Source organism: Cellulomonas citrea (genome assembly GCF_009829685.1).
GTDB classification, from domain to species: domain Bacteria; phylum Actinomycetota; class Actinomycetes; order Actinomycetales; family Cellulomonadaceae; genus Cellulomonas; species Cellulomonas citrea.
This window is the reverse complement of record NZ_VWSD01000036.1, coordinates 1-21749: the sequence shown is the minus strand read 5'-3', so window position 1 is coordinate 21749 and position 21749 is coordinate 1. Positions and strand designations below refer to the sequence as shown.

Below are 21749 nucleotides of genomic sequence, written 5' to 3'. Positions count from 1 at the left end.
CGCGGGTGCCGCAGCGGCGGGACCATCCCGGCCGCGGCGAGCACGTCGAGCGCGCGCTCCTCGTCCGGGACCAGGTCGAGCAGCACGGAGGCGTCCGCCTGGGCGGTCCGGCGCTGCGGCGACGTGAGGAAGGTGACCACGCAGTCGGCGCACGCCGGCCCCCGCGCGGTGCAGGTGTCGCAGTCGATCATCATGGCGCGACCGTAGGGCGGCCCACCCACACGTGCGCCCGGCACGGGGTCGCGGCCCGGTGCCGTCCGGCTCAAGGCCCTGCGGCGGTGGCCACGGCGGCCGTCGTGTCGGCGGGCGTCGCTAGCCTCGCCGCCATGCGCCACACCCAGCCCCTGCGACCGGTCTGGGCCGGGGAACCGGCCCCGCCGGCGGGTGCGCGCGCGCTGCAGCCGGCCCTCGACGAGCTGGGCACCCCGCTGCACGACGTGACCTTCGTCGTGGTGGACCTCGAGACCACCGGGGGCCGGGCCGCGGACTGCGAGATCACCGAGATCGGCGCAGTCAAGGTGCGTGGCGGGCAGGTGCTCGGCGAGCTCGGCACGCTCGTGGACCCCGGGACCCCCGTGCCACCAGCCATCACGGTGCTCACCGGGATCACCACCGCGATGCTCGTCGGCGCACCGCGGATCGAGGAGGTGCTGCCGAGCTTCCTCGAGTTCGCCCAGGGTGCCGTGCTGGTCGCTCACAACGCCCCGTTCGACATCGGCTTCCTCAAGGCGGCCTGTGCGCGCACGGGGCACCCGTGGCCGGGCAACCCGGTGGTGGACACGGTGCGCCTGGCCCGTCGCGTCGTGCTGCGCGACGAGGCACCGAACCACAAGCTGTCCACCCTCGCCGGCTTGTTCCACGCGACCGTCACCCCCAGCCACCGCGCGCTCGACGACGCCCGGGCCACGGTCGACGTGCTGCACGCGCTGCTCGGCCGGCTGGCACCGCTCGGGGTCACCCACCTGGAGGACCTCGCGTCCGCGGCCGACCCGGTGCCGGCCGATGTCCGCCGCCGTCGTCACCTCGCCGACGCCCTGCCGGACGCACCGGGCGTCTACCTGTTCCGCGGGCCGAAGGACGAGGTGCTCTACGTGGGGACCTCGACCACATCGGTGCGCTCGCGCGTCCGCAGCTACTTCACCGCCGCGGAGAAGCGCAGCCGGATGGTCGAGATGGTCCGGCTCGCCACGAGGGTGGACCCGGTGGTGTGCGCGACCGCCCTGGAAGCGCGGGTGCGCGAGCTGCGGCTCATCGCTGAGCACGCCCCCCGCTACAACCGCCGCAGCCGCGCACCGGAGTCGATGCCCTGGGTGCGACTCACCGACGAGCCCTACCCGCGGCTGTCCGTCGTCCGCCAGGTAGCACCAGGGGCGACCCTCATCGGCCCGATGAGCGGTGCGGGTGCGGCGCGTCTGGCCACCGAGGCGCTGCACGAGACGTTCGCGATCCGACGCTGCACGCGGCGGCTGCCGCAGGTGCCGGCCCCCGGTGCGCAGGCCTGCGTGCTCGCCGAGCTGGGTCGCTGTGGCGCGCCGTGCCTGCACGGCGACCCCGACGGCAGCTACGGCGAGGTGGTCGACCGGGTGCGCGAGTCGATGCGCGGCGACCCCGACCGCGTCGTGCAGGTGCACGCCGAGCGGCTCGCGCTGCTCACGGCGCAGGAGAGGTTCGAGGAGGCCACCGTGGTCCGCGACCGCCTCGCGGCCTTCCTGCGGGCCGCCGGCCGGGCCCAGAGGTTCGACCCGATGGCCCGGCTGCCCGAGCTGGTCGCCGCGCACCGCGAGCCGGACGGCGGCTGGGAGCTCGTGCTCGTGCGCTACGGCCGGCTGGCCGGCACCGCGCGCACCACGCGCCAGCAGGACCCGATGCCGGTGGTGGCCTCCTTGCGGAGCACCGCCGAGCACGTGCCGGCGCCCGTGCCCCCGGCCACCGCGGCCCACCCGGAGGAGACCGACCTGGTGCTGCAGTGGCTGGCCCGCCCCGGGGTCCGCCTCGTCGCGGTCGCCGGCACCTTCGCCTGGCCGGTGAGGTCGGCCGCGGGCAGCGGCGACCCGCTCGCCGTGCTCGCCGCCCGCGTGCCGTCGGCCGCCGACCCGGCCACCGCGCCCTCACCCGCGGTGGCGCCCGCCACGGCATGATGAGGTCATGATCACCGCCATCGTGCACATCGACACCGACGCCGCGAAGATCCCCGAGGTCGCCGCCCAGATCGCCGAGATCCACGGCGTGAGCGAGGTCTACTCGGTCACCGGCGAGGTGGACCTCATCGCCGTGGTCCGCGTCCGTGAGCACGAAGGTCTGGCCGACGTCATCGCCGATGCGATCAGCAAGGTGGACGGGGTGCTGCGCACGCAGACCTACATCGCCTTCCGCACCTACTCCCGGCATGACCTGGAGCACGCCTTCGCGCTCGGCCTGGAGGACTGACCGGCGCTCGGCCCGGCAGACTGCCCCGCGCGTACGCGAGAGGACCGACCCGCGCGCGGACGGTGGAGCGTCAGCCGGCTGAGGCGACCCGCCACCGTTCGAGCACGTCTGCCGCGGCACCCGAGTCGATGGCCGAGGCGGCCAGCTCCAGGCCCGCCACCATCCGTTCGACGAGGGTGCCCGACCCCGTGCCCGGGAGCGTGCCGTCGGCCACCAGACCGGCGGCCGCGTTGAGCAGCACCGTCTGGCGGACCGGACCGTCCTGCCCGGCGAGCAGGTCACGGGCCACCTGGGCATTGGCAGCAGCGTCGCCGCCGCGCAGCTGGGCGACCGTGACCGGAGGCAGGCCGAGCGCGTCCGACCAGTCGACCACCTGGTCGCCCACCGAGCCGCCCCGCACCTCCCACACACGCGACGGACCGGTCGCGGCCAGCTCGTCGAGCCCGTCGGCCTCGCCGCGGAACACGAGCGCGTCGATGCCCCGACCGGCGAGCACGCCGGCGACCAGGGGTGCCATCCGGGCGTCCGCCACCCCGATGGCCGCGGCCTGCGGCTGCGCCGGGTTCGTGAGCGGCCCGAGGAAGTTGAACGTCGTGCCGATCCCCAGCTCACCGCGGGCGGCGCCGGCGTAGCGCATCGAGGGGTGGAACACCTGGGCGAAGCAGAAGGTGATGCCGACCTGCTCGGCGAGCTCGGCGACCCGCTCGGGCGGCTGGGTGAGCGAGATGCCCAGCTCCTCGAGGACATCGGCCGAGCCGGAGGACGACGAGGCCGCGCGGTTGCCGTGCTTGACGACGGTGAGCCCCGCCCCGGCGATCACGAGCGAGGCCATCGTCGACACGTTCACCGTGTGCGCCCGGTCGCCGCCGGTGCCCACGATGTCGATCGTGCGCCCCGGCACGGTGAACCGGCGGGAGTGGGCGAGCATCTGGTCGGCCAGCCCGGTGAGCTCCGCCACCGTCTCGCCCTTGGCTCGCAGCGCGATGAGGAACGCGGCGATCCGCGCGGTCGACACCTCGCCGCTCATGATCTGGTCCATCGCCCACGCGGTCTCGGCGGCTGCCAGGTCTCGCCTGGCGACCAGGGCCGCGAACAGGTCGGGCCAGGTCAGCTCAGCCGCTGCGCCCGGCCCCGCGCTCATCGGGCGACGGCCGGGTCGTCCAGCAGGCGTGCGACCGCGTCGTGCAGGACCATCGGGTCGAGCGGCCGGCTGACGACCTCCTCGGCGGTGGACCACGAGGCGAGCCAGGCGTCGGCCTGACGGGCGATGAGCACGAGCACCGGCGGGCACTCGAAGACCTCGTCCTTGAGCTGACGAGCCAGGCCCAGACCGCCGACCTTGTCCGCCTCGGCGTCGAGCACGAGGACGTCGGCCCCGTCGGCCTGCGCGACGGCCAGCACAGCGTCGGCGGTGGCGGCCTCGATCCACTCGATCGCCGGCTCACCTGCGCCGATCCGCGGCCCAACGGCGAGCCGGACCTCGGCCCGCACGTCGACGTCGTCGGAGTAGACCAGGATCCGCGGACCGGAGCCCGCGATCGGGGTGCTGCTGCTCATGGGTGTCCCTCGGCTCGCACGACTGCTTCGCACCGCATCTTGGCACGCGCGGCCGGGGCCGCGTGCCACTGCCGGGGTCCGGATGGGCCGGCGCAGGCCCCGCGCGGCCTCCGGCGGGACCGGTCCCGAAGCAGCGCGCCACGCCGATCACCGACATTTCTGGGCCGAAGGTCCCAGATCGGCCGGTCTTCGGCCATACTGACGCCGTGAGCTCCGCAACGGCTGCGCCCGCCCCGCACGTCACGGTCAACCGGCCGAACCCGGTGTCCGTCGGCACCATCGTCTGGCTGTCCAGCGAGCTGATGTTCTTCGCCGGACTGTTCGCGATGTACTTCTCGACCAGGGCCGCGGTCCCGGCCGAGTGGGCCGCGCAGACGCCGAAGCTCAACGTGACGTTCGCCACGATCAACACGCTCGTGCTCGTGGGGTCCTCGTTCACCTGCCAGATGGGCGTCTGGGCCGCCGAGCGGTTCCAGCCGGTGCGCAGCGGCAGCCTGCTGCAGATCAACCGCTGGGGCCTCAACGAGTGGATGACGCTCACCTACCTCATGGGCGCCTTCTTCATCGGCGGCCAGATCTTCGAGTACGCCGGTCTGATCTCCGAGGGGCTGACGATCTCGTCCTCCCCCTACGGCTCGGTCTTCTACATCACCACCGGCTTCCACGGCCTGCACGTGGTCGGCGGGCTCATCGCCTTCCTGTTCCTGCTGGGCAGGTCCTTCTCGGCGAAGCGGTTCGGCCACCACGAGGCCACCAGCGCCATCGTGGTGTCGTACTACTGGCACTTCGTCGACGTGGTCTGGGTCGCCCTGTTCACCACGATCTACCTGGTCAAGTGACCCCGACGAGACGAGGAGGACTCGCCGTGAGCTGGTTTGCCGCACATCGCCACGACCGTCGCGCGCCGTTGTTCCTGCTGCTGCTGGCGCTGCTGACGACCGGTGGCGTGTACGCGCTGCTGGTCCCCCCGACGGCCAGCGCCGCCAGCACGACGAGCACCGACGAGATCAGCGCCGGGCAGAAGCTGTTCACCGCCAACTGCGCGACCTGCCACGGACCGGGTGCCACCGGGACGGCCGCCGCCCCTTCGCTCGTCGGGGTGGGCGCTGCCGCGGTGGACTTCCAGGTCGGCACCGGACGGATGCCGGCGCAGATGTCCGGACCGCAGGTGCAGGTCAAGCCCGTGCAGTTCGACGCGGATCAGATCGCCCAGCTCGCGGCCTATGTCGCGTCCCTCGGCCCCGGCCCGTCGATCCCGACGGCCGAGCAGGTCGACCCTGCCAAGGGTGACCCGGCCACCGGGATGGCGCTGTTCCGCACGAACTGCGCGCAGTGCCACAACGCGGTCGGCGCCGGCGGCTCGCTCTCGCAGGGCAAGTTCGCCCCGAACCTGTGGCAGACCACACCCACCCACCTGTACGAGGCCATGCTCACCGGCCCGCAGTCGATGCCGGTGTTCAACCAGGCGACCCTCACCTCGGAGGAGAAGCGCGACATCATCGCCTTCGTCACGAAGCAGGGCGGCGAGCAGCCCGGCGGTCTCTCGCTGGGCAGCCTCGGCCCGGTGAGCGAGGGCCTGTGGGCCTGGGTGATCGGCCTCGGCGCGCTGCTGGGGGCCGCAGTCTGGATCGGAGCGAAGTCCTCATGAGCGACGACCTGGAGCTGGCCTCGACGAGCCAGGCGCAGCCGGACCGGTTCGAGGACCCGGGCCTGCCACCGCACACCCCGCGGCGCGGCGACCTGGACCCGAAGGCGAACAAGGTCTCCGAGCGCATCGTGGTCGCCCTGTTCACGATCTCGATCCTGGGCACCATCGCGATGATCGCGGCCTACTTCGCCCTGCCGCCCGGCCAGACCGCCGCCACGATGCAGCGCTCGAACCTCGCGATGGGGCTGGGGCTCGCGTTCGCCCTGCTCGGCATCGGCACCGGTGCGGTGCACTGGGCCAAGTCGCTCATGAGCGACCACGAGGTGTCCGAGCAGCGGCACGAGCTGCGGTCCTCCGACGAGGTCCGCGCCGAGGCGGTCGCCGCGCTCAAGGAAGGCGCCGAGGACTCGGCGATCGGCCGGCGCACGGTCCTCAAGGGCGCGGTCGCCACATCGCTCGCGCTGTTCCCGCTCACCATCGCCGTGCCGCTCATCGGCAACGTCGGCGGCGACTGGGACGTGGCCAAGTTCAAGCACACGATGTGGAAGAAGGGCACCCGCCTGACGACCGACCCGCTCGGCCGGCCGATCAAGGCCGCCGACGTGACGATCGGCTCGATCACGTCGGTCATGCCCGAGGGGATCGAGCAGACCGCGCACCCGCTGGACGAGAAGGCCAAGGCCGTCGTCGTGCTGCTGCGCCTGGACCCGCGCGACCTGAAGATCCAGCCGGGCCGCGAGGACTGGCAGTACGACGGGATCGTCGCCTACTCCAAGATCTGCACCCACGTGGGCTGCCCCGTGGCCCTCTACGAGCAGCAGACGCACCACCTGCTGTGCCCGTGCCACCAGTCCACCTTCGACGTCGCCGACGGCGCCAAGGTGGTGTTCGGCCCGGCCAAGCGGGCCCTGCCGCAGCTGCCGATCACGGTCGACTCCGACGGCTACCTCGTGGCCAGCAGCGACTTCACCGAACCCGTCGGGCCGAGCTTCTGGGAGCGACTGCGATGACCTCGCCCGCCGCAGCCACCGCGGACTACCTCGACCAGCGCACCGGCATCGGTGGCGCGGTCAAGGAGTTCGCCCGCAAGGTCTTCCCCGACCACTGGTCCTTCCTGCTCGGGGAGATCGCGCTCTACAGCTTCGTGACGCTGCTCATCTCCGGCACGTTCCTCACGATGTTCTTCGTGCCCTCGATGACCGAGGTGACCTACCACGGGCCGTGGGCGAGCCTGCAGGGCACCCGGATGTCCGAGGCGTTCGCCTCGACCCTGCGCCTGTCGTTCGAGGTGCGCGGCGGCCTGCTCATGCGGCAGGTGCACCACTGGGCCGCGCTCATCTTCATGGCGTCGATCGTCACGCACATGATGCGGGTGTTCTTCACCGGCGCGTTCCGCAAGCCGCGTGAGCTCAACTGGGTGGTCGGTTTCACGCTGCTGCTGCTGGGCCTGGCCGCCGGCTTCTCCGGCTACTCGCTGCCCGACGACGTCCTGTCCGGCAACGGTCTGCGGATCTCCGACGGCGTGCTGCGGGCGGTGCCGATCATCGGCACCTACGGCTCGTACTTCCTGTTCGGCGGGGAGTTCCCGGGCGAGGCGCTCATCCCCCGGCTGTTCACCGTGCACATCCTGCTGGTGCCAGGTCTCATCCTCGCGCTCGTCGGGCTGCACCTGTTCATGGTGGTGCTCGCCAAGCACACCCAGTACCCGGGGTCGGGACGCAGCGACCGCAACGTCGTCGGGTTCCCGCTGTTCCCGGTCTACGTGGCCAAGGCCGGTGGGTTCTTCTTCATGGTGTTCGGCGTGATCGCGCTCATGGCGGCGACCATGCAGATCAACCCGGTGTGGAACTACGGCCCGTACGACCCCTCCCCGGTGTCCGCGGGCTCCCAGCCGGACTGGTACATGCTCTTCCTCGACGGTGCGCTGCGGCTCATGCCGGGTGGGGCCGAGTTCGTGGTGGGCGGGTTCACGGTGCCGCTCAACATCCTCATCCCGGCCATGGTGGTCCCCGGCGTCCTGTTCGGGGTGCTGGCCACCTACCCGTTCATCGAGGCGTACGCCACCGGCGACCGCCGCGAGCACCACGTGCTGGACCGCCCGCGCAACCGTCCGTTCCGCACAGCCCTGGGCGTCTCGCTGCTGGTCGCCTTCTTCGTGCTGGTGCTCGCCGGGTCCAACGACCTCATCGCCACGCACTTCCACCTGTCGATCAACGACATCACGTGGGTGCTGCGATTCGCGCTGTTCCTCGCACCGGCGGCCGCGTTCGTGGTCACCAAGCGCATGTGCCTGGCGCTGCAGCGGCGCGACCGTGAGCTCGTGCTGCACGGCCACGAGCACGCCACGATCCTGCGGACGCAGTCCGGGGAGTACATCGAGGTGCATCAGCCGTTGAACGAGCATGAGCGTTGGATCCGGGTGCAGCACGACCCGATCCGACCTCTGCAGGTGGCACCGGCTCAGGACTCCCGCGGAGTACGTCGCAAGGGGTACGCCGCGGACGTCCGCCGCGCCAAGCTCTCCCGCCTGTTCTACGCCGACCGGGTCGAGCCCGTCACGCCGGCCGAGCTTGCCGCCGCGCACTCGCACGGCGAGCACGACGCGCTGCCCGGTGCGACCGCGCAGCACGAGCTCGTGCCGGGCGGTCACGGCGCGCTCGTCGCCGACGAGGACGGGCACTGAGCGCCCACCTGCGACAGAGTGGACGGTGGGGACGCGGCATGCGACCCCACGCAACGAAGAGCCGAAAGGTGACTGATGGCTGACTACACGCTCCCCGACCTCCCCTACGACTACGCGGCGCTCGAACCGCACATCTCGGGCCGGATCATGGAGCTGCACCATGACAAGCACCACGCCGCCTACGTGGCCGGTGCCAACACCGCGCTGGAGAAGCTGGCGGCCGCACGCGAGTCCGGTGACTTCGCCGCGGTGAACCTGCAGGAGAAGAACCTCGCCTTCAACCTGGGCGGGCACGTGAACCACTCGGTGTTCTGGCAGAACCTGTCCCCCGAGGGCGGCGACCGGCCGACCGGTGAGCTCGCCGCCGCGATCGACGAGTTCTTCGGCTCGTTCGAGAAGTTCCAGGCGCACTTCGCCGCCAACGCCCTGGGCATCCAGGGGTCGGGCTGGTCGATCCTCGCCTGGGACTCGATCGGTGCCAAGCTCGTCGTGTTCCAGCTGTACGACCAGCAGAGCAACTTCCCGCTCGGCGTCGTGCCGATCGTGGTGCTCGACATGTGGGAGCACGCCTTCTACCTCGACTACGTCAACGTGAAGGCCGACTACGTCAAGGCGTGGTGGAACATCGTGAGCTGGTCCGACGCGGCCGCCCGTTTCACCCGGGCCCGCACCCAGACCGCGGGGCTCATCGTCCCGGCCTGATCTCGCACGACGATGGGGGCGCGACCGACTGGTCGCGCCCCCATCGTCGTCTCTGCGCTCGTCCGTCGGGCACGCCCCAGCACGCGCTCACCTGGTGAGCACCGAGAGGTGATGCCCATGCGCGCCGGCTCCCCTGGCCCCTGCGCACGCCCGGTCGAGCCCGCCCGGATGGCCGGGGCGCCGGCTGACTCGCCGTGGGCCGCTCTGCCGCGGTCCACAGGCCACCCGACCTCACGGGCGAGCCAGGGCCCCTCTCACGCCGCGCGCGACCTCATCGAGCGCGCCCGGAACCATCCCCGGGACACGCTCGAGGCCAGGACAGCCGCCCGACCCCCGGCGCTAGTGGGCGTGCTGCCCGCGGGAGAACTCGAAGACCCAGCCGACCATGCCGATCAACGCAACGGGGACCGCGATCACGAGGATCCACCACCCGATGGCCAGGGCGAGGAACGCGATCGAGGCGCCGGCCGCGCAGACGATCGGCCACCAGCTCGCGGGGCTGAACACGCCCTGGTCGCCGGACCCGTCCGCGATCTCCCCGTGCGGGTCGTCCTCCGGCCGGGCGTCGATGCGGCGCGACACCATCATGAGGTAGCCGCCGACCATGAGCACCAGACCGCCGACCATCGGGATCGCCGCGGTGCCGACCGGCTCGCCGTGGCTCCAGACGCCGTAGATGAGCCCCACAGGGACGAAGAACAGCACGCCGTACAGGAACAGCTTCGCCTCGAACTTCACGGCCGCACCTCCTCATAGGGCTCCACGTGGTCCAAGGCCGCGACCTCGGGGTGGTGCAGGTCGAAGGCCGGCCGCTCGGACCTGATGCGCGGCAACGAGGTGAAGTTGTGCCGCGGCGGCGGGCAGCTGGTCGCCCACTCGAGCGACCCCCCGAAGCCCCACGGGTCGTCGACGGTGACCGTGCGCGGTCCGCGCGCCGTCTTGTACACGTTGTAGAGGAACGGCAGCGTCGAGCTCGCCAGGATCATCGCGCCGATCGTCGAGATCTGGTTGAGGGTGGTGAACCCGTCGACGGGCGAGTAGTCGACGATCCGGCGCTGCATGCCCTCCACGCCCAGCACGTGCTGCACGAGGAAGGTCGTGTGGAAGCCGATGAAGGTGAGCCAGAACTGGATCTTGCCCAGCCGCTCGTCGAGCATCCGCCCGGTGAACTTGGGCCACCAGAAGAAGAAGCCGGCGAACATCGCGAACACCACGGTGCCGAAGATCACGTAGTGGAAGTGGGCGACGACGAAGTACGTGTCCGAGAGCTGGAAGTCCAGCGTGGGGCTGGACAGCACGACCCCGGTGAGCCCCCCGAACAGGAACGTCACGAGGAACCCGATGGTCCACAGCATCGGTGTCTCGAACGTGAGCTTGCCGCGCCACATCGTGCCGATCCAGTTGAAGAACTTCACACCCGTCGGCACCGCGATGAGCATCGTCATGAACGCGAAGAACGGCAGCAGCACCGCGCCCGTGACGTACATGTGGTGCGCCCACACGGTCACCGAGAGCGCCGCGATCGAGATGGTGGCGTACACCAGCCCCTTGTAGCCGAAGATCGGCTTGCGGCTGAACACCGGCAGGATCTCACTCACGATGCCGAAGAAGGGCAGCGCGATGATGTAGACCTCCGGGTGCCCGAAGAACCAGAACAGGTGCTGCCACAGGATGGCACCGCCGTTGTCCGGGTTGAAGATCTGGGCGCCGAGCCGCCGGTCGGCCCCGAGCGCGAACAGCGCGGCCGCCAGCGGCGGGAACGCCATGATCACCAGGATCGACGTGATGAGCGTGTTCCAGGTGAAGATCGGCATCCGGAACATCGTCATCCCGGGGGCGCGCATCGTCAGGATCGTCGTGATGAAGTTGACGGCGCCGAAGATCGTGGCGAACCCGGTGAGGATGAGCCCGAACACCCACAGGTCACCGCCCGCACCGGGCGAGTACACCGAGTTCGACAGCGGCGCGTAGGCGAACCAGCCGAACGAGGCCGCACCCTGCGGGGTGAGGTAGCCGGCGGCGGCGATGAGGCCGCCGAACAGGTACAGCCAGTACGACAGCGCGTTCAGCCGCGGGAACGCCACGTCGGGGGCACCGATCTGCAGCGGCATGATCGCGTTCGCGAACCCCGAGAACAACGGGGTCGCGAACATGAGCAGCATGATCGTGCCGTGCATCGTGAACGCCTGGTTGTACTGCTCACCGGTGCCGAACACCTGCAGTCCGGGCTCGAAGAGCTCGCTGCGGATGAACAGCGCGATGAGGCCACCCACCATGAACCACGCGAACGAGGTCACCAGGTAGAGGTTGCCGATCGTCTTGTGGTCGGTGCTGGTGAGCCAGCCGACCACCTTCGATCCGAACCGCTGGTGATCCGGGCTCAGCCCCGGGATCAGCTCGACGTGGGCGGTCATCCCTGGTCCCCGTTCGTGGTCACGCCGTTGACGTCCTGCAGGCGGGAGTACTCCAGCCCCAGGATCCCTGTCTTGCCCTGCGCCCGCAGATCGGCCAGGTGCTGCTCGTACTGCGCCTCGCTCACCACCTTGACGTTGAACAGCATCGCCGCGTGGTACTCCCCGCACAGCTCGGCGCACTTGCCCTCGTAGGTGCCCTCACGGGTCGGCGTGACGTCGAACGTGTTGGTGCGCCCGGGGATGGCGTCCATCTTGAACAGGAACGCCGGCACCCAGAACGAGTGGATGACGTCGCGCGAGTCGACCGTGAAGCGGACCTTCTTGTCCACCGGCAGCCAGATGGTCACCTGGTCCGCGACGGCGGTCACCGAGGTCCCGAGGTCCTGCGCCTGCACCCCCGAGTCGTGCACGTCGGCGTCGGTGTAGTTGACGTCCCAGCTCCACTGCTTGCCGATCACCTGGACATTGACGTCGGCGTCGCCGCTCACCGTCGTGATGTCGGTCATCGAGCGGTTCGTGTAGTAGTAGAGGACGCCGACCATGAGGATCGGCAGGATCACGTACATGATCTCCAGCGGCACGTGGTACCGGAGCTGGACGGGCAGCGTGTTGTCGTCACGACGCTTGCGGTACACCGCGATGCACCACAGGATCAGGCCCCACGTGAGCAGGCCCACGGCGAGCGCGGCGATCCAGGAGCCCCGCCACAGGGACGTGATCTGCCCGGTGTGGTTGGTCACCTCGTCGCCGGAGTAGCCGGGGAGGAAGCCCCGCCACAACGTGTCGGAGCAGCCGCTCAGCGCGAGGCTCGCGCCGACGGCGAGCACACTGGCGACGGCTACCCGCTGGCGGGTGGTCTGGCGGCGCACGGGCAACCCTCCGTTCGGGCCCCGGGTGGCTCAGCGCGATCCGTCGGCGTCCTCACCCAGGACCTTGGTCCTGACAGGTGAAGCGTAGCGGCACCCCGGCCCACGTCCAGGTGGTGGGCAGGACGTGTCTGCCAGAAGATCTGCGGGGAACGCACGAGGGGCGGGCACCGTCGTCGGTGCCCGCCCCTCGTCCTGGTCGTGCGTGGCTCAGCTGAACGAACCGCCACAGGCGCACGAGCTGCCCGCGTTCGGGTTGTCGATCGTGAAGCCCTGCTTCTCGATGGTGTCCGCGAAGTCGATCGTCGCGCCCTCGAGGTACGGCACCGACATCTTGTCCACGACGACCTCGACACCGTCGTAGTCGCGCAGCGCGTCACCGTCGAGCACCCGCTCGTCGAAGTACAGCTGGTAGATCAGGCCCGAGCATCCGCCGGGCTGGACCGCCACGCGCAGCCGCAGGTCGTCGCGGCCCTCCTGCTCCAGCAGGCTGCGGACCTTGGCCGCGGCGACATCGGTGAGCAGCACGCCGTGAGTGGCGGTCTGGGTGGTCTCGGTCATGGGCTCTCCCTCGTCGGTGCGGCGTGCCACCGGTGCAACAGCGGATGCTGCCGCCGTGTTCCCAGCCTACGTCGTCCGCTCAGACCACCGGGGACCACGTGCGCGCGACCCGCGCCGCGAGCGCGGCCAGGCGGTCAGGCTCCGCACCCTCGACCACGTACGCGCCGACCAGACCGGCGCCGGCCAGGTCCTTGCGGCCCAGCAGGCTCGTCCCGGCGAGGGCGACGACCGGGACACCGACCGCACCGGCGCGTTCGCTCACATGGGCGATCACCCCGGTGGCCGCCGTGCCCCAGTCGAGATGCGGGACCGCGACCACAGCCAGGTCGGCCGACACCAGCCGGGCGTCCAGGTCCAGCGCACTGGCGAGCACGGCGGGGCCCGGCGCCAGACGCGCGCCCAGCGCCGCCAGCATGAAGCCCAGACCGCCACCGGCACCGGACCCCGGCACCGAGGTGGGCCGCGTCCGGTCACCTCCGGCGAGCAGGTCGGGACGCGCCGACCCACCCAGCACGGCGCTCGTCGCTCCGGCCAGCGCGGCCAGCCCCCGCTCGACGACCTGCGCCTGGGCGCGTCCGTCGGGGTCGGACCGCGCGACGAGCTCACCGACACCGGCCATGCCGAGCAGCGGCCGGTCGTCGTCGTAGGCCGCGACCAGGTCGACCCCGGCCAGCGAGCCGCGCAGCGCGGCGAGCGCGTCCAGGTCGTGCGGGACGAGGTCGACGGCAGCTGCCAGGTCGGTGCCCACCCGCAGATCCAGACCCAGACCCGCGAGCAGCCCGAGGCCACCGTCGGGCCGCTGCGTGCCGCCCAGCCCGATGACCACCCGGGTGGCCCCCGACGACACGGCGACCCGCAGCGCACGCCCGAGCCCCACGCTCGAGGAGCCCGGACAGGTGCCGGCCTGCAGCCAGACGGTCCTCGAACCGGAGGGACCGGTCACCACGGCCGCGGCACCTGCCCCCGCCAGCTCGTCGCCGCCCAACCCGGCGCGCACGGCGGCGAGCAGGCCCGGCCCACCGTCAGAACCCGGTGTGGCGACCACCTCGTCGTGCGGCGCGGCCGAGCGCCAGCCGGCAGCGACCTCGCTGGTCGCCGCGGCGGGGTCCAGCCGGTCGAAACGGTCCGAGGTCACCACGACGCGCACGAGGCCGTATCGTCGCACGCCCTCGACCGCCCCGGGCGCCGCACCGATACTGGTGCGATGACCACGACACGACCGCTGCGCGTCGGGCTCTTCTGCTTCGACGGCACCGAGGAGCTGGACCTCGTCGGGCCGTGGGAGGTGCTCACGGCATGGGCGGCGGTCTCCCCGCTGCGACCCCAGGTGCTCACTTTCTCGGCCGACGGCGCACCCGTGCGCTGCGCGAAGGGTCTGCGGCTGCTCCCCGACACCTCCGCCGAGCAGATCGGCTCACTGCACGTGCTCGTCTACCCGGGCGGGGCCGGCACCCGCCCCCTGTGCATCGACCACGAGCACCTCGCGTGGCTGCGCGCGCAGCGGGTGACCACCCCGGTGATCGCCTCGGTGTGCACCGGGGCACTCGTCCTGGCCGCGGCCGGTCTGCTCGCGGGGCGCCCGGCGACCACCCACTGGGCGGCGTTCGACGAGCTCGCCGCGCTCGACGGCAGCGTGCTGGCCGACCGGGAGGCCAGGTACGTGGACGACGGCGACGTCATCACGAGCGCCGGGGTGTCGGCCGGCATCGACATGGCGCTGCACCTCGTGGCCCGGCTCGAGGACGTCGCGACCGCCCGCGCCGTGCGACGCGAGATCCAGTACGACCCCGCGCCACCGGTCTGAGACCGGCACGTCGGGGCCGTCACGGGACGCTACCGGCGAGTAGCATCCCGGACGGTGACCCGCCAGCTGCACCTGACCTGGACCGCGCTGCGACCGCACCGCCCGGTGCCCGGCCGCGGCCTGCTCGACGTGTCCAGGTCCACGTTCCGGGTGCACCCGGGCGACCTCGACCTGTACCGGCACGTGAACAACGGTGTCTACCTGCAGTACATGGACATCGCGCGCACCCGCCTGCTCGCCGACATGGGCGGTCTGCGGCTGCTGGCCTCGCGGAGCTGGTACCCCGTGGTGGTGGCCTCGACGATGACCTACCGGCGTTCGCTGCTGCTGGGCCAGCGGTTCACCGTCGACACCCGCGTCCTGGGGTGGGACACCCGCGTCGTGTTCCTCGAGCAGGTGTTCACCCGCAGCGACGAGCACGTCGCGCGGGGCGTCGTCGCAGGTCGGTTCCTCGCCCGCTCGGGGCCCCGCCCGACCGCGCCGGACGTCGCCGAGCTGCTGGCCGGCGGACCGGTCGCCTCGCCGGCGCTGCCCGAGGACGTCGTGGCCTGGGCCCGCGCGCTGGACGTGCTGCACCGCGCCGGCGAGGTCTGAGACCCCGCCGGCCGCGGTCGATGCCCCAGGCGCTCAGCCGCGGGCGATCGCGTCCAGCAGGAGGGCCTCGGCGAGCACCACGCGCTCGAGCTCGACGAGGTGCACCGACTCGTTCGCCCCGTGCGCCCGGCTGTCAGGGTCCTCGACCCCCGTCACGAGGATCGCGGCCTGCGGGAACACGTCGAGCAGGTCCGCGATGAACGGGATGGAGCCACCGATGCCGATGTCCACCGGGTCCGTCCCCCACGCCGCGGCGAACGCGGCCCGCGCGGTGCGCATCGCGGCCGAGTCGACCGGCGCGGCGAACGGCTTGCCGAGCTCACCGTCACGCACCGTCACCCGGGCACCGAACGGGGCGTGCGCGTGCAGGTGCGCGACGAGGGCGTCACGGGCCGCGGCAGGGTCCTGCCCAGGGGCGACGCGCAGCGAGAGCTTGGCGCTCGCCGCCGGGGTCAGGGTGTTCGACGAGGTCGCGACCCGCGGGGCGTCCAGGCCGATCACCGAGATCGCCGGCCGGGTCCACAGCCGCGCGGTGAGCGGTCCGGTCCCGGCCAGCCGCACCCCCTCGAGCACACCGGCATCGGCACGCAGCTGCGCCTCGTCGTAGTCGACCGTCGGGTCGGCCGCCCGCACCAGACCGGCCACCGCGACGTCACCGGCGTCGTCGTGCAGCGTCGCGAGCAGCCGGGCGAGCAACGTCGGAGCGTCCAGCAGCGGGCCGCCGAACATGCCCGAGTGCACCGCGTGGTCGAGCGCGGCCACCTCGACGGTGAGGTCGACCAGACCGCGCAGCGAGGTCGTCAGCCCGGGCACGCCCACCTGCCAGTTCGACGAGTCGGCCACGACGATGACGTCGGCGGCCAGCCGGTCGCGGTAGGTGTGCAGGAAGGTGACGAACGACGGGGAGCCAACCTCCTCCTCGCCCTCGACGAACACCGTGACGTTCGCCTCGAGCTCGTCGCCGAGCGCACGCAGGGCTCCGATGTGCGCCACCACACCGGCCTTGTCGTCGGCTGCACCGCGTGCGAACAACCGGTCGCCGACCTGGGTCGGCACGAACGGCTCGGTGGTCCAGCCCTCCCCCGGCGGCTGCACGTCGTGGTGGGCGTAGAGCAGCACCGTCGGCGCACCGGGGCGCCCGCCGCGGTGCCCGACGACGGCGGGGGCGCCAGGCGTGCCGTCCGGACGCGGGGCGTGCAGCACGTCGACCTCGGTGAAGCCGACCTGGGAGAGCAGCGCTGCCACCGCTGCGGCGCTCGCGTCCACCTGCGTCTGGTCGAATTCCTGGTTGGAGACGCTCGGGATGCGGACCAAGGCCTCCAGGTCGGCGCGCACGGTGCCGAACTGGGCGGCCACCTTCGCGCGCAGCGCGTCCAGGCGCACGGGGTCGATCGGGGCAGCGGGCTGGGGCGGCTGAGGCGAGGTCACGACGGCCAACGCTACTCGTCTACCCTGAGCGGGTGTTCGGACGTGAGAAGACCCCGCAGCCGCCCCCCGCCAGCGCGCCGGACGAGCCCTCGAGCTCCGGCAAGGGGCGCCCCACCCCGACGCGCAAGGAGGCCGAGGCGGCGAACAAGCGCCCCCTCGTGCCCACCGACCGCAAGGCCGCAGGCAAGGACGCCCGCGCCGCCGCCCGGGTGCAGCGCGACCGCGAGTACCAGGCGATGCTCGCCGGCGACGTGAAGAACATGCCGCTGCAGCACCGCGGCCCGGTCCGCACGTTCATCCGCGACTACGTGGACGCGCGCCGCAACCTCGGCGACTACTTCCTGCCGGTGATGTTCGCGCTGCTGCTCGTCGGCATGGCCCTCACCGGGCCGCTGGTGTCCCGGTTCGGCGCGACCGGCTCGGTCGTCGCATTCGCGTTCTACGGCCTGGCGTACCTGTACATGTTCGCGGCGATCGTGGACGGCTGGCTGCTGTGGCGCCGGCTCAAGCGCGTGCTCGTCGCGAAGTTCGGGACGGAAGCCTCCCAGGCCCGTGGCCTGGGCATGTACCTCACCGCCCGGGTGTTCCAGCTGCGCCGGCTGCGGATGCCCAAGCCGAGGGTCTCCCGCGGGCAGTACCCGGTCTGAGCCCGGGCGCCGACCCGTCCGCGTCTGCGTCCCGGCCCGCGGGGAGGGCCGTCACCGGCCGCTTCGTCAGCCGACGGTGAGGTCGAGCTCGGCGCCCACCGGCCGGCCCTCGTTCTCCAGCCGGGTGCTCGCCACCCCCTGGGCGGCCAGGGTCCGCCAGTGCGCCCCGACCCACTGCTCGGCGTCGAACCGGTTGGTGAACACGGGGCCGACGGGCCGCTCGACCCGCGTCCCGTCCGGGCCCAGGAGCACCCACTGCCACTGCGGACGCATGCTCATGCCGCCTCCTGCCCGTCGGCCTGCTCCTCGCGCCGACGCCGGTCGGCATCGATGGCCAGCTGCCGACCGATCCGACGTGCGTAGGACGGCCCCTCGTAGATGAGCCCCGTGTAGCCCTGCACCAGGGTCGCCCCGACGGCCAGGTACTCCTGGGCGTCGGCCGGGACGGTGATGCCGCCGACCCCGATGATGACGAGGTCCGGGCCGAGCCGGGACCGCAGCCGGGCGACGACGTCCAGCCCGCGGGCCAGCAGCGGCGGACCGGACAGCCCGCCCTCGCCCAGATCGTGCGCGATCGTGGTGTTGACGGCGACGACGCCGTCCAGGCCCAGCTCGCAGACCAGGTCGGCGACCTCGTCGATCTGCGCGTCGGCCAGGTCGGGGGCGATCTTCACCAGGAGCGGCACCGGCGGGGTGGCTGCTCGCGCGGTCGCCTCGTCGGCGGCGGTGCGCACGGCCTGCAGCACCGGCCGCAGCACCTCGACGGCCTGCAGGTCACGCAGCCCCGGGGTGTTGGGCGAGGACACGTTGACCACGAGGTAGTCGGCGTACGGCGCAAGCCGCCCGGCGCTCGTCGCGTAGTCGGCGGCGGCCGCCTCCAGCGGCGTGGTCTTGGTCTTGCCGATGTTGACGCCGACGAACGCCGAACGCCCGGCAGGGGTCCGGCGCAGCCGCGCCAGCCGCGCGGCGACCGCGGCCGAGCCGTCGTTGTTGAAGCCCATCCGGTTGCGCAGCGCCCGCTGGTCGAGCACCCGCCACAGGCGCGGCTTGGGGTTGCCCGGCTGGGGCCTGGCCGTCACCGTGCCGACCTCGACGTAGCCGAAGCCCATCATGACGAGCCCGAGCACGCCGCGCGCGTCCTTGTCGAACCCGGCGGCCACACCGAGCGCCGAGGGTACGGTGCGGTCCCAGAGCCGGACCCGCGCCGCGGCGGGCACAGCGAGCACGGCACCGACGAGGTCGCGCAGCCCGGGCACCGCCGCGACGGACCGGATCAGGGCGAAGACGATGTGGTGCGCCCGTTCGGGGTCCATCCGGCGGAACACGAGGTCGAAGAGCAGCCGGTACACAGGCCCCAACCTAGTGGTCCGCGCCGGCCCGCCCGGTCCGCCACAGCCACCAGAGCCCCACGAACGGCAGCACCAGCGGGACGTACCCGTACCCGGACCCGAAGCCCGACCAGACCGTCTCGTCCGGGAAGTCGTCCGGCAGCGCCAGGCTCACCGCCCCGATGACCAGCACGCCGACCATCTCGGTGCCCACGCACCACCAGGCCGCCCGACGCCGGTCGGTGGCCAGCGCCCAGGTCGCCGCGACGTAGACCAGACCGGAGGCCAGGGACAGCGCGTAGGCGAGCGGGGCCTCGTGCCAGGCGGTGCTCACCTGGTAGAGGCCGCGTGCCGTGGCGGCCAGCGCGAGCACGCCGTAGACGAGCACGAGCAGGCGCCCGAAACCGCCGGAGGTCGGCCTCATGCGCCCCACACCTGCACCAGACGCAGCTGCAGGAAGGCGACCACCCCGGCCGCGGACGCCAGCACGACCGAGCTCCACCGGGTGCGTTCGGCGAACGCCCAGGCCGCGGCGAGCGGCAGCAGCACGAGACCGGCGACGACGTAGCCGAAGAACAGCGGGGCGCTCACGTGGTGCCCGGTGCGCACCAGCACGACCGTCTGCACGACGCCCTGGACGATCAGCAGGGCCTCGACCACCGCGGCGGCCCACAGCTGGCGCAGCACGACGGCCCGGTCCCGGGCGACGAACACGACGGCCCACGCCGCGAGCCCCAGGCTCGTGGCGACGACGAGTGCCACGAGCGCGCCGATCACCGGCACACCGTAGCGGCGAGCGGGCGCAACTACGATCGTGACGTGATCTCACTGACCTCCGCTGACCCGTCCTCCCTGTCCACCGACGCCCTCGTGGTGCTCGTCGCGCAGCGCGACGGCACCGCGGTCCCCCTCGGACCGGTCCCGGCTCTCGTGACCCAGGTGCTGGCCGACGCCGCGGCGCTCGGGGTCACCGGTGCGCTGGACGAGGTGCGCAAGGTGCCGGCGACCGGGATCGGCGCCCGGGTGCTCGTGCTGGCCGGCGCCGGTGCGCACGAGCGGCTCGACGGCGAGGCGCTGCGACGGGCGACGGGTGCCGCGACGCGCGAGCTGGCCGGGCTCGGCTCGGCCGCCGTCGTGCTGCCGTCCGACGACCTGCCGACGCTGCGTGCGGTGGCCGAGGGCGCGCTGCTGGGCGCCTACGAGTTCGGTCGCTACCGCGGCGGCGACGCCGCGCGCAGCCCGCTGGGTGCGATCCAGCTGGTCACGAGCCTGTCGAAGGGTGCCGCGCAGGACGCGCTCGGCCGCGCCGAGGTGGTGGCCCAGGCGGTCAACGCGGCCCGCGACCTGGTGAACACCGCGCCGAACGACCTGTACCCGGAGGCCTTCGCCGAGGCGGCCAGGGCGGCCACCAAGGGGCTGCGCGCGGTGAAGGTCACGGTGCTCGACGAGAAGGCGCTCGCCGCGGGCGGCTACGGCGGCCTGGTCGGCGTGGGCCAGGGCTCGACCCGCCCGCCGCGTCTGGTCAAGGTGGCCTACTCCCCCGCGCGCGCCAAGCGTTCGGTGGCGCTCGTGGGCAAGGGCATCACGTTCGACTCGGGCGGCATCTCGCTCAAGCCGCCGGCGGACATGGACGAGATGAAGTCCGACATGGCCGGTGCTGCCGCCGTGCTGCAGACGGTCGTGGCCGCGGCCCGGCTCGGGCTCAAGGTCGCCGTCACCGGCTGGCTGTGCCTGGCCGAGAACATGCCGTCGGGCAGCGCGCAGCGCCCGTCGGACGTGCTCACCATCCGTGGCGGGAAGACCGTCGAGGTGCTCAACACCGACGCCGAGGGCCGCCTCGTGCTGGCCGACGGCCTGGTGAGCGCCGTCGAGGAGAAGCCGGACCTGGTGCTGGACATCGCGACCCTCACGGGGGCGCAGATGGTGGCCCTGGGCCGGCGGGTGTCGGCGGTGATGGGCACCGACGACGTGCGCGCCCACGTGGTGCAGGCCGCCGCGGCCGCCGGCGAGCAGTTCTGGCCGATGCCGCTGCCGGAGGACCTCAAGGCGGGGCTGAAGTCGAAGGTCGCCGACCTGGCGAACGTCGGCGAGCGGTGGGGCGGGATGCTCCTGGCCGGGCTGTTCCTGGCCGAGTTCGTCGGGGACACCCCGTGGGCCCACCTGGACGTGGCCGGCCCGGCGTTCAACGCCCAGCCGGCGTACGGCTACACCCCGACCGGGGGCACCGGCGCCGGGGTGCGGACCATGCTCGAGCTCGTCGAGGAGCACGCCGCGCGCCCCTGATCAGGGCAGGGACCTTCGTCCCAAACTCGTGCGCCCAAACCCTTCTGCCGACAAGTTACTCGTGAGTACACTTTCGGCTCGTCGGCGGTCGTCGGAGCCTGCGACGGTTGCGACCACCACCGGCCGGGACATCCTGCCGGTGGTGTCCCGCCGCCCGGCGAGGAGGGGTCGATGAAGATCGCTGTCCTGGTCAAGCAGGTGCCCGACACCTGGGACCCACGTCACCTCGACCCGTCGACCGGACGGGCCGACCGCACGAGCGGCGAGCAGGTGGTCGACGAGATCGCCGAGCGTGCGCTCGAGGTGGCGCTCACCTGCCGCGACACGACGCCCGGGACCGAGGTCGTGCTCGTCACCATGGGCCCGGCCCCCGTCGCCGACAGCCTGCGCAAGCTGCTGGCGATGGGCGCCGACCGCGCCGTGCACGTGCAGGACGACGCGCTGGCGGGTGCCGACGTCGTACGTACGGCCGGGGTGCTCGCGGCAGTGCTGCACCGCGAGGCACCCGACCTGGTGCTGGCTGGCAACGAGTCGACGGACGGGCGCGGTGGCGTGCTGCCAGCCATGCTCGCCGAGCACCTGGGCCGTCCGCTGCTGTCCGGCCTCGACTCGGTGCAGGTGCACGCGGACCAGGTCACCGGGACCCGCACCACCTCGGCCGGGACCGCCCAGGTGCACGCCGGGCTGCCTGCCGTGGTCTCGGTGACCGAGCAGCTGCCCGAGGCACGGGTCGCCGGGCTGCGCGGCATCATGGCCGCCAAGCGCAAGCCCGTGGCCCGGCTGAGCCTGGCCGACCTCGGCCTGCCG

General features: G+C 72.4%; 25 protein-coding genes. 12 read left to right on the top strand and 13 right to left on the bottom strand.

All coding sequences use genetic code 11. The features are described 5' to 3' along the window. On the bottom strand, positions 1-194 hold a 194-nt coding region (locus F2B26_RS06260), incomplete at its 3' end, for a hypothetical protein (RefSeq protein WP_159807514.1). Positions 195-326: 132 nt separating this feature from the next. On the opposite strand from F2B26_RS06260, the gene F2B26_RS06255 reads away from it, so the two are divergent. Then, positions 327-2138: a DEDD exonuclease domain-containing protein gene (locus tag F2B26_RS06255; RefSeq protein WP_159807512.1), complete on the top strand. Its 1812-nt coding sequence runs from the start codon at positions 327-329 to the stop codon at positions 2136-2138. A gap of 7 nt (positions 2139-2145) precedes the next feature. After that, positions 2146-2427 carry an Lrp/AsnC family transcriptional regulator gene (locus F2B26_RS06250; protein ID WP_159807510.1) on the top strand — a complete coding sequence of 94 codons (282 nt, stop codon included), beginning with the start codon at positions 2146-2148 and terminating at the stop codon, positions 2425-2427. Positions 2428-2497: 70 nt separating this feature from the next. On the opposite strand, the gene trpD is transcribed toward F2B26_RS06250, so the two are convergent. Both trpD and F2B26_RS06240 read right to left on the bottom strand, forming a co-directional pair. Then, entirely contained in the window at positions 2498-3568 is a 1071-nt protein-coding gene (trpD, locus tag F2B26_RS06245) for an anthranilate phosphoribosyltransferase (protein ID WP_159807508.1), read from the bottom strand. Continuing rightward, on the bottom strand, positions 3565-3984 hold the full coding sequence (locus tag F2B26_RS06240) for a response regulator (RefSeq protein ID WP_159807506.1): 420 nt from the start codon (positions 3982-3984) through the stop codon (positions 3565-3567). Before F2B26_RS06240 ends, trpD begins: the two co-directional genes overlap by 4 nt. A gap of 206 nt (positions 3985-4190) precedes the next feature. On the opposite strand from F2B26_RS06240, the gene ctaE reads away from it, so the two are divergent. From ctaE to F2B26_RS06215, 5 genes are all read left to right on the top strand, one after another. After that, positions 4191-4823 (top strand): aa3-type cytochrome oxidase subunit III, encoded by a 633-nt coding sequence (gene ctaE, locus F2B26_RS06235; RefSeq protein WP_159807504.1) that lies wholly within the window; start codon positions 4191-4193, stop codon positions 4821-4823. 26 nt (positions 4824-4849) lie between these two features. Next, on the top strand, positions 4850-5632 hold the full coding sequence (gene qcrC, locus F2B26_RS06230) for a cytochrome bc1 complex diheme cytochrome c subunit (RefSeq protein WP_159807502.1): 783 nt from the start codon (positions 4850-4852) through the stop codon (positions 5630-5632). Then, entirely contained in the window at positions 5629-6642 is a 1014-nt protein-coding gene (qcrA, locus tag F2B26_RS06225) for a cytochrome bc1 complex Rieske iron-sulfur subunit (protein ID WP_159807500.1), read from the top strand. Before qcrC ends, qcrA begins: the two co-directional genes overlap by 4 nt. Beyond that, complete coding sequence (gene qcrB / locus F2B26_RS06220) at positions 6639-8315, top strand: cytochrome bc1 complex cytochrome b subunit (RefSeq protein WP_159807498.1); 1677 nt, start codon at positions 6639-6641, stop codon at positions 8313-8315. Before qcrA ends, qcrB begins: the two co-directional genes overlap by 4 nt. A gap of 75 nt (positions 8316-8390) precedes the next feature. After that, positions 8391-9017: a superoxide dismutase gene (locus F2B26_RS06215; protein WP_159807496.1), complete on the top strand. Its 627-nt coding sequence runs from the start codon at positions 8391-8393 to the stop codon at positions 9015-9017. Positions 9018-9356: 339 nt separating this feature from the next. Here F2B26_RS06215 and F2B26_RS06210 read toward each other — a convergent pair whose 3' ends face one another. The 5 genes from F2B26_RS06210 to F2B26_RS06190 all read right to left on the bottom strand — a co-directional run bounded on the left by F2B26_RS06210 (position 9357) and on the right by F2B26_RS06190 (position 14023). Beyond that, a complete protein-coding gene (locus F2B26_RS06210) occupies positions 9357-9755 on the bottom strand; it encodes a cytochrome c oxidase subunit 4 (protein ID WP_159807494.1) in 399 nt (132 codons plus the stop codon). Further along, positions 9752-11431: an aa3-type cytochrome oxidase subunit I gene (ctaD, locus tag F2B26_RS06205; RefSeq protein ID WP_159807492.1), complete on the bottom strand. Its 1680-nt coding sequence runs from the start codon at positions 11429-11431 to the stop codon at positions 9752-9754. The genes F2B26_RS06210 and ctaD overlap by 4 nt, the downstream gene beginning before the upstream one ends. Then, positions 11428-12300, bottom strand: coding sequence for an aa3-type cytochrome oxidase subunit II (ctaC, locus tag F2B26_RS06200; protein ID WP_235929532.1), 873 nt, complete (start codon positions 12298-12300; stop codon positions 11428-11430). Before ctaC ends, ctaD begins: the two co-directional genes overlap by 4 nt. 207 nt (positions 12301-12507) lie before the next feature. Beyond that, complete coding sequence (gene erpA / locus F2B26_RS06195; protein WP_159807490.1) at positions 12508-12858, bottom strand: iron-sulfur cluster insertion protein ErpA; 351 nt, start codon at positions 12856-12858, stop codon at positions 12508-12510. 79 nt (positions 12859-12937) lie between these two features. After that, positions 12938-14023 carry a glycerate kinase gene (locus tag F2B26_RS06190; RefSeq protein ID WP_159807487.1) on the bottom strand — a complete coding sequence of 362 codons (1086 nt, stop codon included), beginning with the start codon at positions 14021-14023 and terminating at the stop codon, positions 12938-12940. Between the two features lie 39 nt (positions 14024-14062). Here F2B26_RS06190 and F2B26_RS06185 point away from each other — a divergent pair, with 39 nt between their 5' ends. Together F2B26_RS06185 and F2B26_RS06180 are read left to right on the top strand one after the other, a co-directional pair. Beyond that, a complete protein-coding gene (locus tag F2B26_RS06185) occupies positions 14063-14662 on the top strand; it encodes a DJ-1/PfpI family protein (protein ID WP_159807485.1) in 600 nt (199 codons plus the stop codon). Between the two features lie 54 nt (positions 14663-14716). Beyond that, complete coding sequence (locus F2B26_RS06180) at positions 14717-15256, top strand: acyl-CoA thioesterase (protein WP_159807483.1); 540 nt, start codon at positions 14717-14719, stop codon at positions 15254-15256. 33 nt (positions 15257-15289) lie between these two features. Here the strand turns inward: F2B26_RS06180 and F2B26_RS06175 are convergent, their stop codons facing one another. Next, a complete protein-coding gene (locus F2B26_RS06175; protein WP_201292629.1) occupies positions 15290-16684 on the bottom strand; it encodes a M20/M25/M40 family metallo-hydrolase in 1395 nt (464 codons plus the stop codon). Between the two features lie 32 nt (positions 16685-16716). Here F2B26_RS06175 and F2B26_RS06170 point away from each other — a divergent pair, with 32 nt between their 5' ends. Further along, positions 16717-17331, top strand: coding sequence for a DUF3043 domain-containing protein (locus tag F2B26_RS06170; RefSeq protein WP_159807481.1), 615 nt, complete (start codon positions 16717-16719; stop codon positions 17329-17331). Positions 17332-17397: 66 nt separating this feature from the next. Here the strand turns inward: F2B26_RS06170 and F2B26_RS06165 are convergent, their stop codons facing one another. Genes F2B26_RS06165 through F2B26_RS06150 form a run of 4 tightly spaced genes read right to left on the bottom strand, consistent with a single transcriptional unit; the run spans position 17398 to position 19436 of the window. Then, on the bottom strand, positions 17398-17610 hold the full coding sequence (locus F2B26_RS06165; RefSeq protein WP_159807479.1) for a hypothetical protein: 213 nt from the start codon (positions 17608-17610) through the stop codon (positions 17398-17400). Beyond that, a complete protein-coding gene (locus F2B26_RS06160; RefSeq protein WP_159807477.1) occupies positions 17607-18680 on the bottom strand; it encodes a quinone-dependent dihydroorotate dehydrogenase in 1074 nt (357 codons plus the stop codon). Before F2B26_RS06160 ends, F2B26_RS06165 begins: the two co-directional genes overlap by 4 nt. Positions 18681-18690: 10 nt before the next feature. Continuing rightward, the gene (locus F2B26_RS06155) at positions 18691-19083 is read right to left on the bottom strand and encodes a hypothetical protein (protein WP_159807475.1); all 393 of its coding nucleotides are present in this window, start codon (positions 19081-19083) and stop codon (positions 18691-18693) included. Further along, on the bottom strand, positions 19080-19436 hold the full coding sequence (locus F2B26_RS06150; RefSeq protein WP_159807473.1) for a hypothetical protein: 357 nt from the start codon (positions 19434-19436) through the stop codon (positions 19080-19082). The genes F2B26_RS06155 and F2B26_RS06150 overlap by 4 nt, the downstream gene beginning before the upstream one ends. A gap of 42 nt (positions 19437-19478) precedes the next feature. On the opposite strand from F2B26_RS06150, the gene F2B26_RS06145 reads away from it, so the two are divergent. Together F2B26_RS06145 and F2B26_RS06140 are read left to right on the top strand one after the other, a co-directional pair. After that, a complete protein-coding gene (locus F2B26_RS06145) occupies positions 19479-20942 on the top strand; it encodes a leucyl aminopeptidase (protein ID WP_159807471.1) in 1464 nt (487 codons plus the stop codon). A 171-nt stretch (positions 20943-21113) separates the two neighbouring features. Continuing rightward, positions 21114-21749: electron transfer flavoprotein subunit beta/FixA family protein (locus F2B26_RS06140; protein WP_159807469.1), on the top strand; the 636-nt coding region annotated here is incomplete at its 3' end.

Coding starts and splice junctions, on each gene's coding strand:
- erpA (WP_159807490.1), bottom strand. CDS start 12,858: ATGACCGAGACCACCCAGACCGCCACTCACGGCGTGCTGCTCACCGAT.
- qcrB (WP_159807498.1), top strand. CDS start 6,639: ATGACCTCGCCCGCCGCAGCCACCGCGGACTACCTCGACCAGCGCACC.
- ctaD (WP_159807492.1), bottom strand. CDS start 11,431: ATGACCGCCCACGTCGAGCTGATCCCGGGGCTGAGCCCGGATCACCAG.
- qcrA (WP_159807500.1), top strand. CDS start 5,629: ATGAGCGACGACCTGGAGCTGGCCTCGACGAGCCAGGCGCAGCCGGAC.
- F2B26_RS06250 (WP_159807510.1), top strand. CDS start 2,146: ATGATCACCGCCATCGTGCACATCGACACCGACGCCGCGAAGATCCCC.
- trpD (WP_159807508.1), bottom strand. CDS start 3,568: ATGAGCGCGGGGCCGGGCGCAGCGGCTGAGCTGACCTGGCCCGACCTG.
- F2B26_RS06155 (WP_159807475.1), bottom strand. CDS start 19,083: ATGAGGCCGACCTCCGGCGGTTTCGGGCGCCTGCTCGTGCTCGTCTAC.
- F2B26_RS06215 (WP_159807496.1), top strand. CDS start 8,391: ATGGCTGACTACACGCTCCCCGACCTCCCCTACGACTACGCGGCGCTC.
- F2B26_RS06185 (WP_159807485.1), top strand. CDS start 14,063: ATGACCACGACACGACCGCTGCGCGTCGGGCTCTTCTGCTTCGACGGC.
- F2B26_RS06165 (WP_159807479.1), bottom strand. CDS start 17,610: ATGAGCATGCGTCCGCAGTGGCAGTGGGTGCTCCTGGGCCCGGACGGG.
- F2B26_RS06255 (WP_159807512.1), top strand. CDS start 327: ATGCGCCACACCCAGCCCCTGCGACCGGTCTGGGCCGGGGAACCGGCC.
- F2B26_RS06240 (WP_159807506.1), bottom strand. CDS start 3,984: ATGAGCAGCAGCACCCCGATCGCGGGCTCCGGTCCGCGGATCCTGGTC.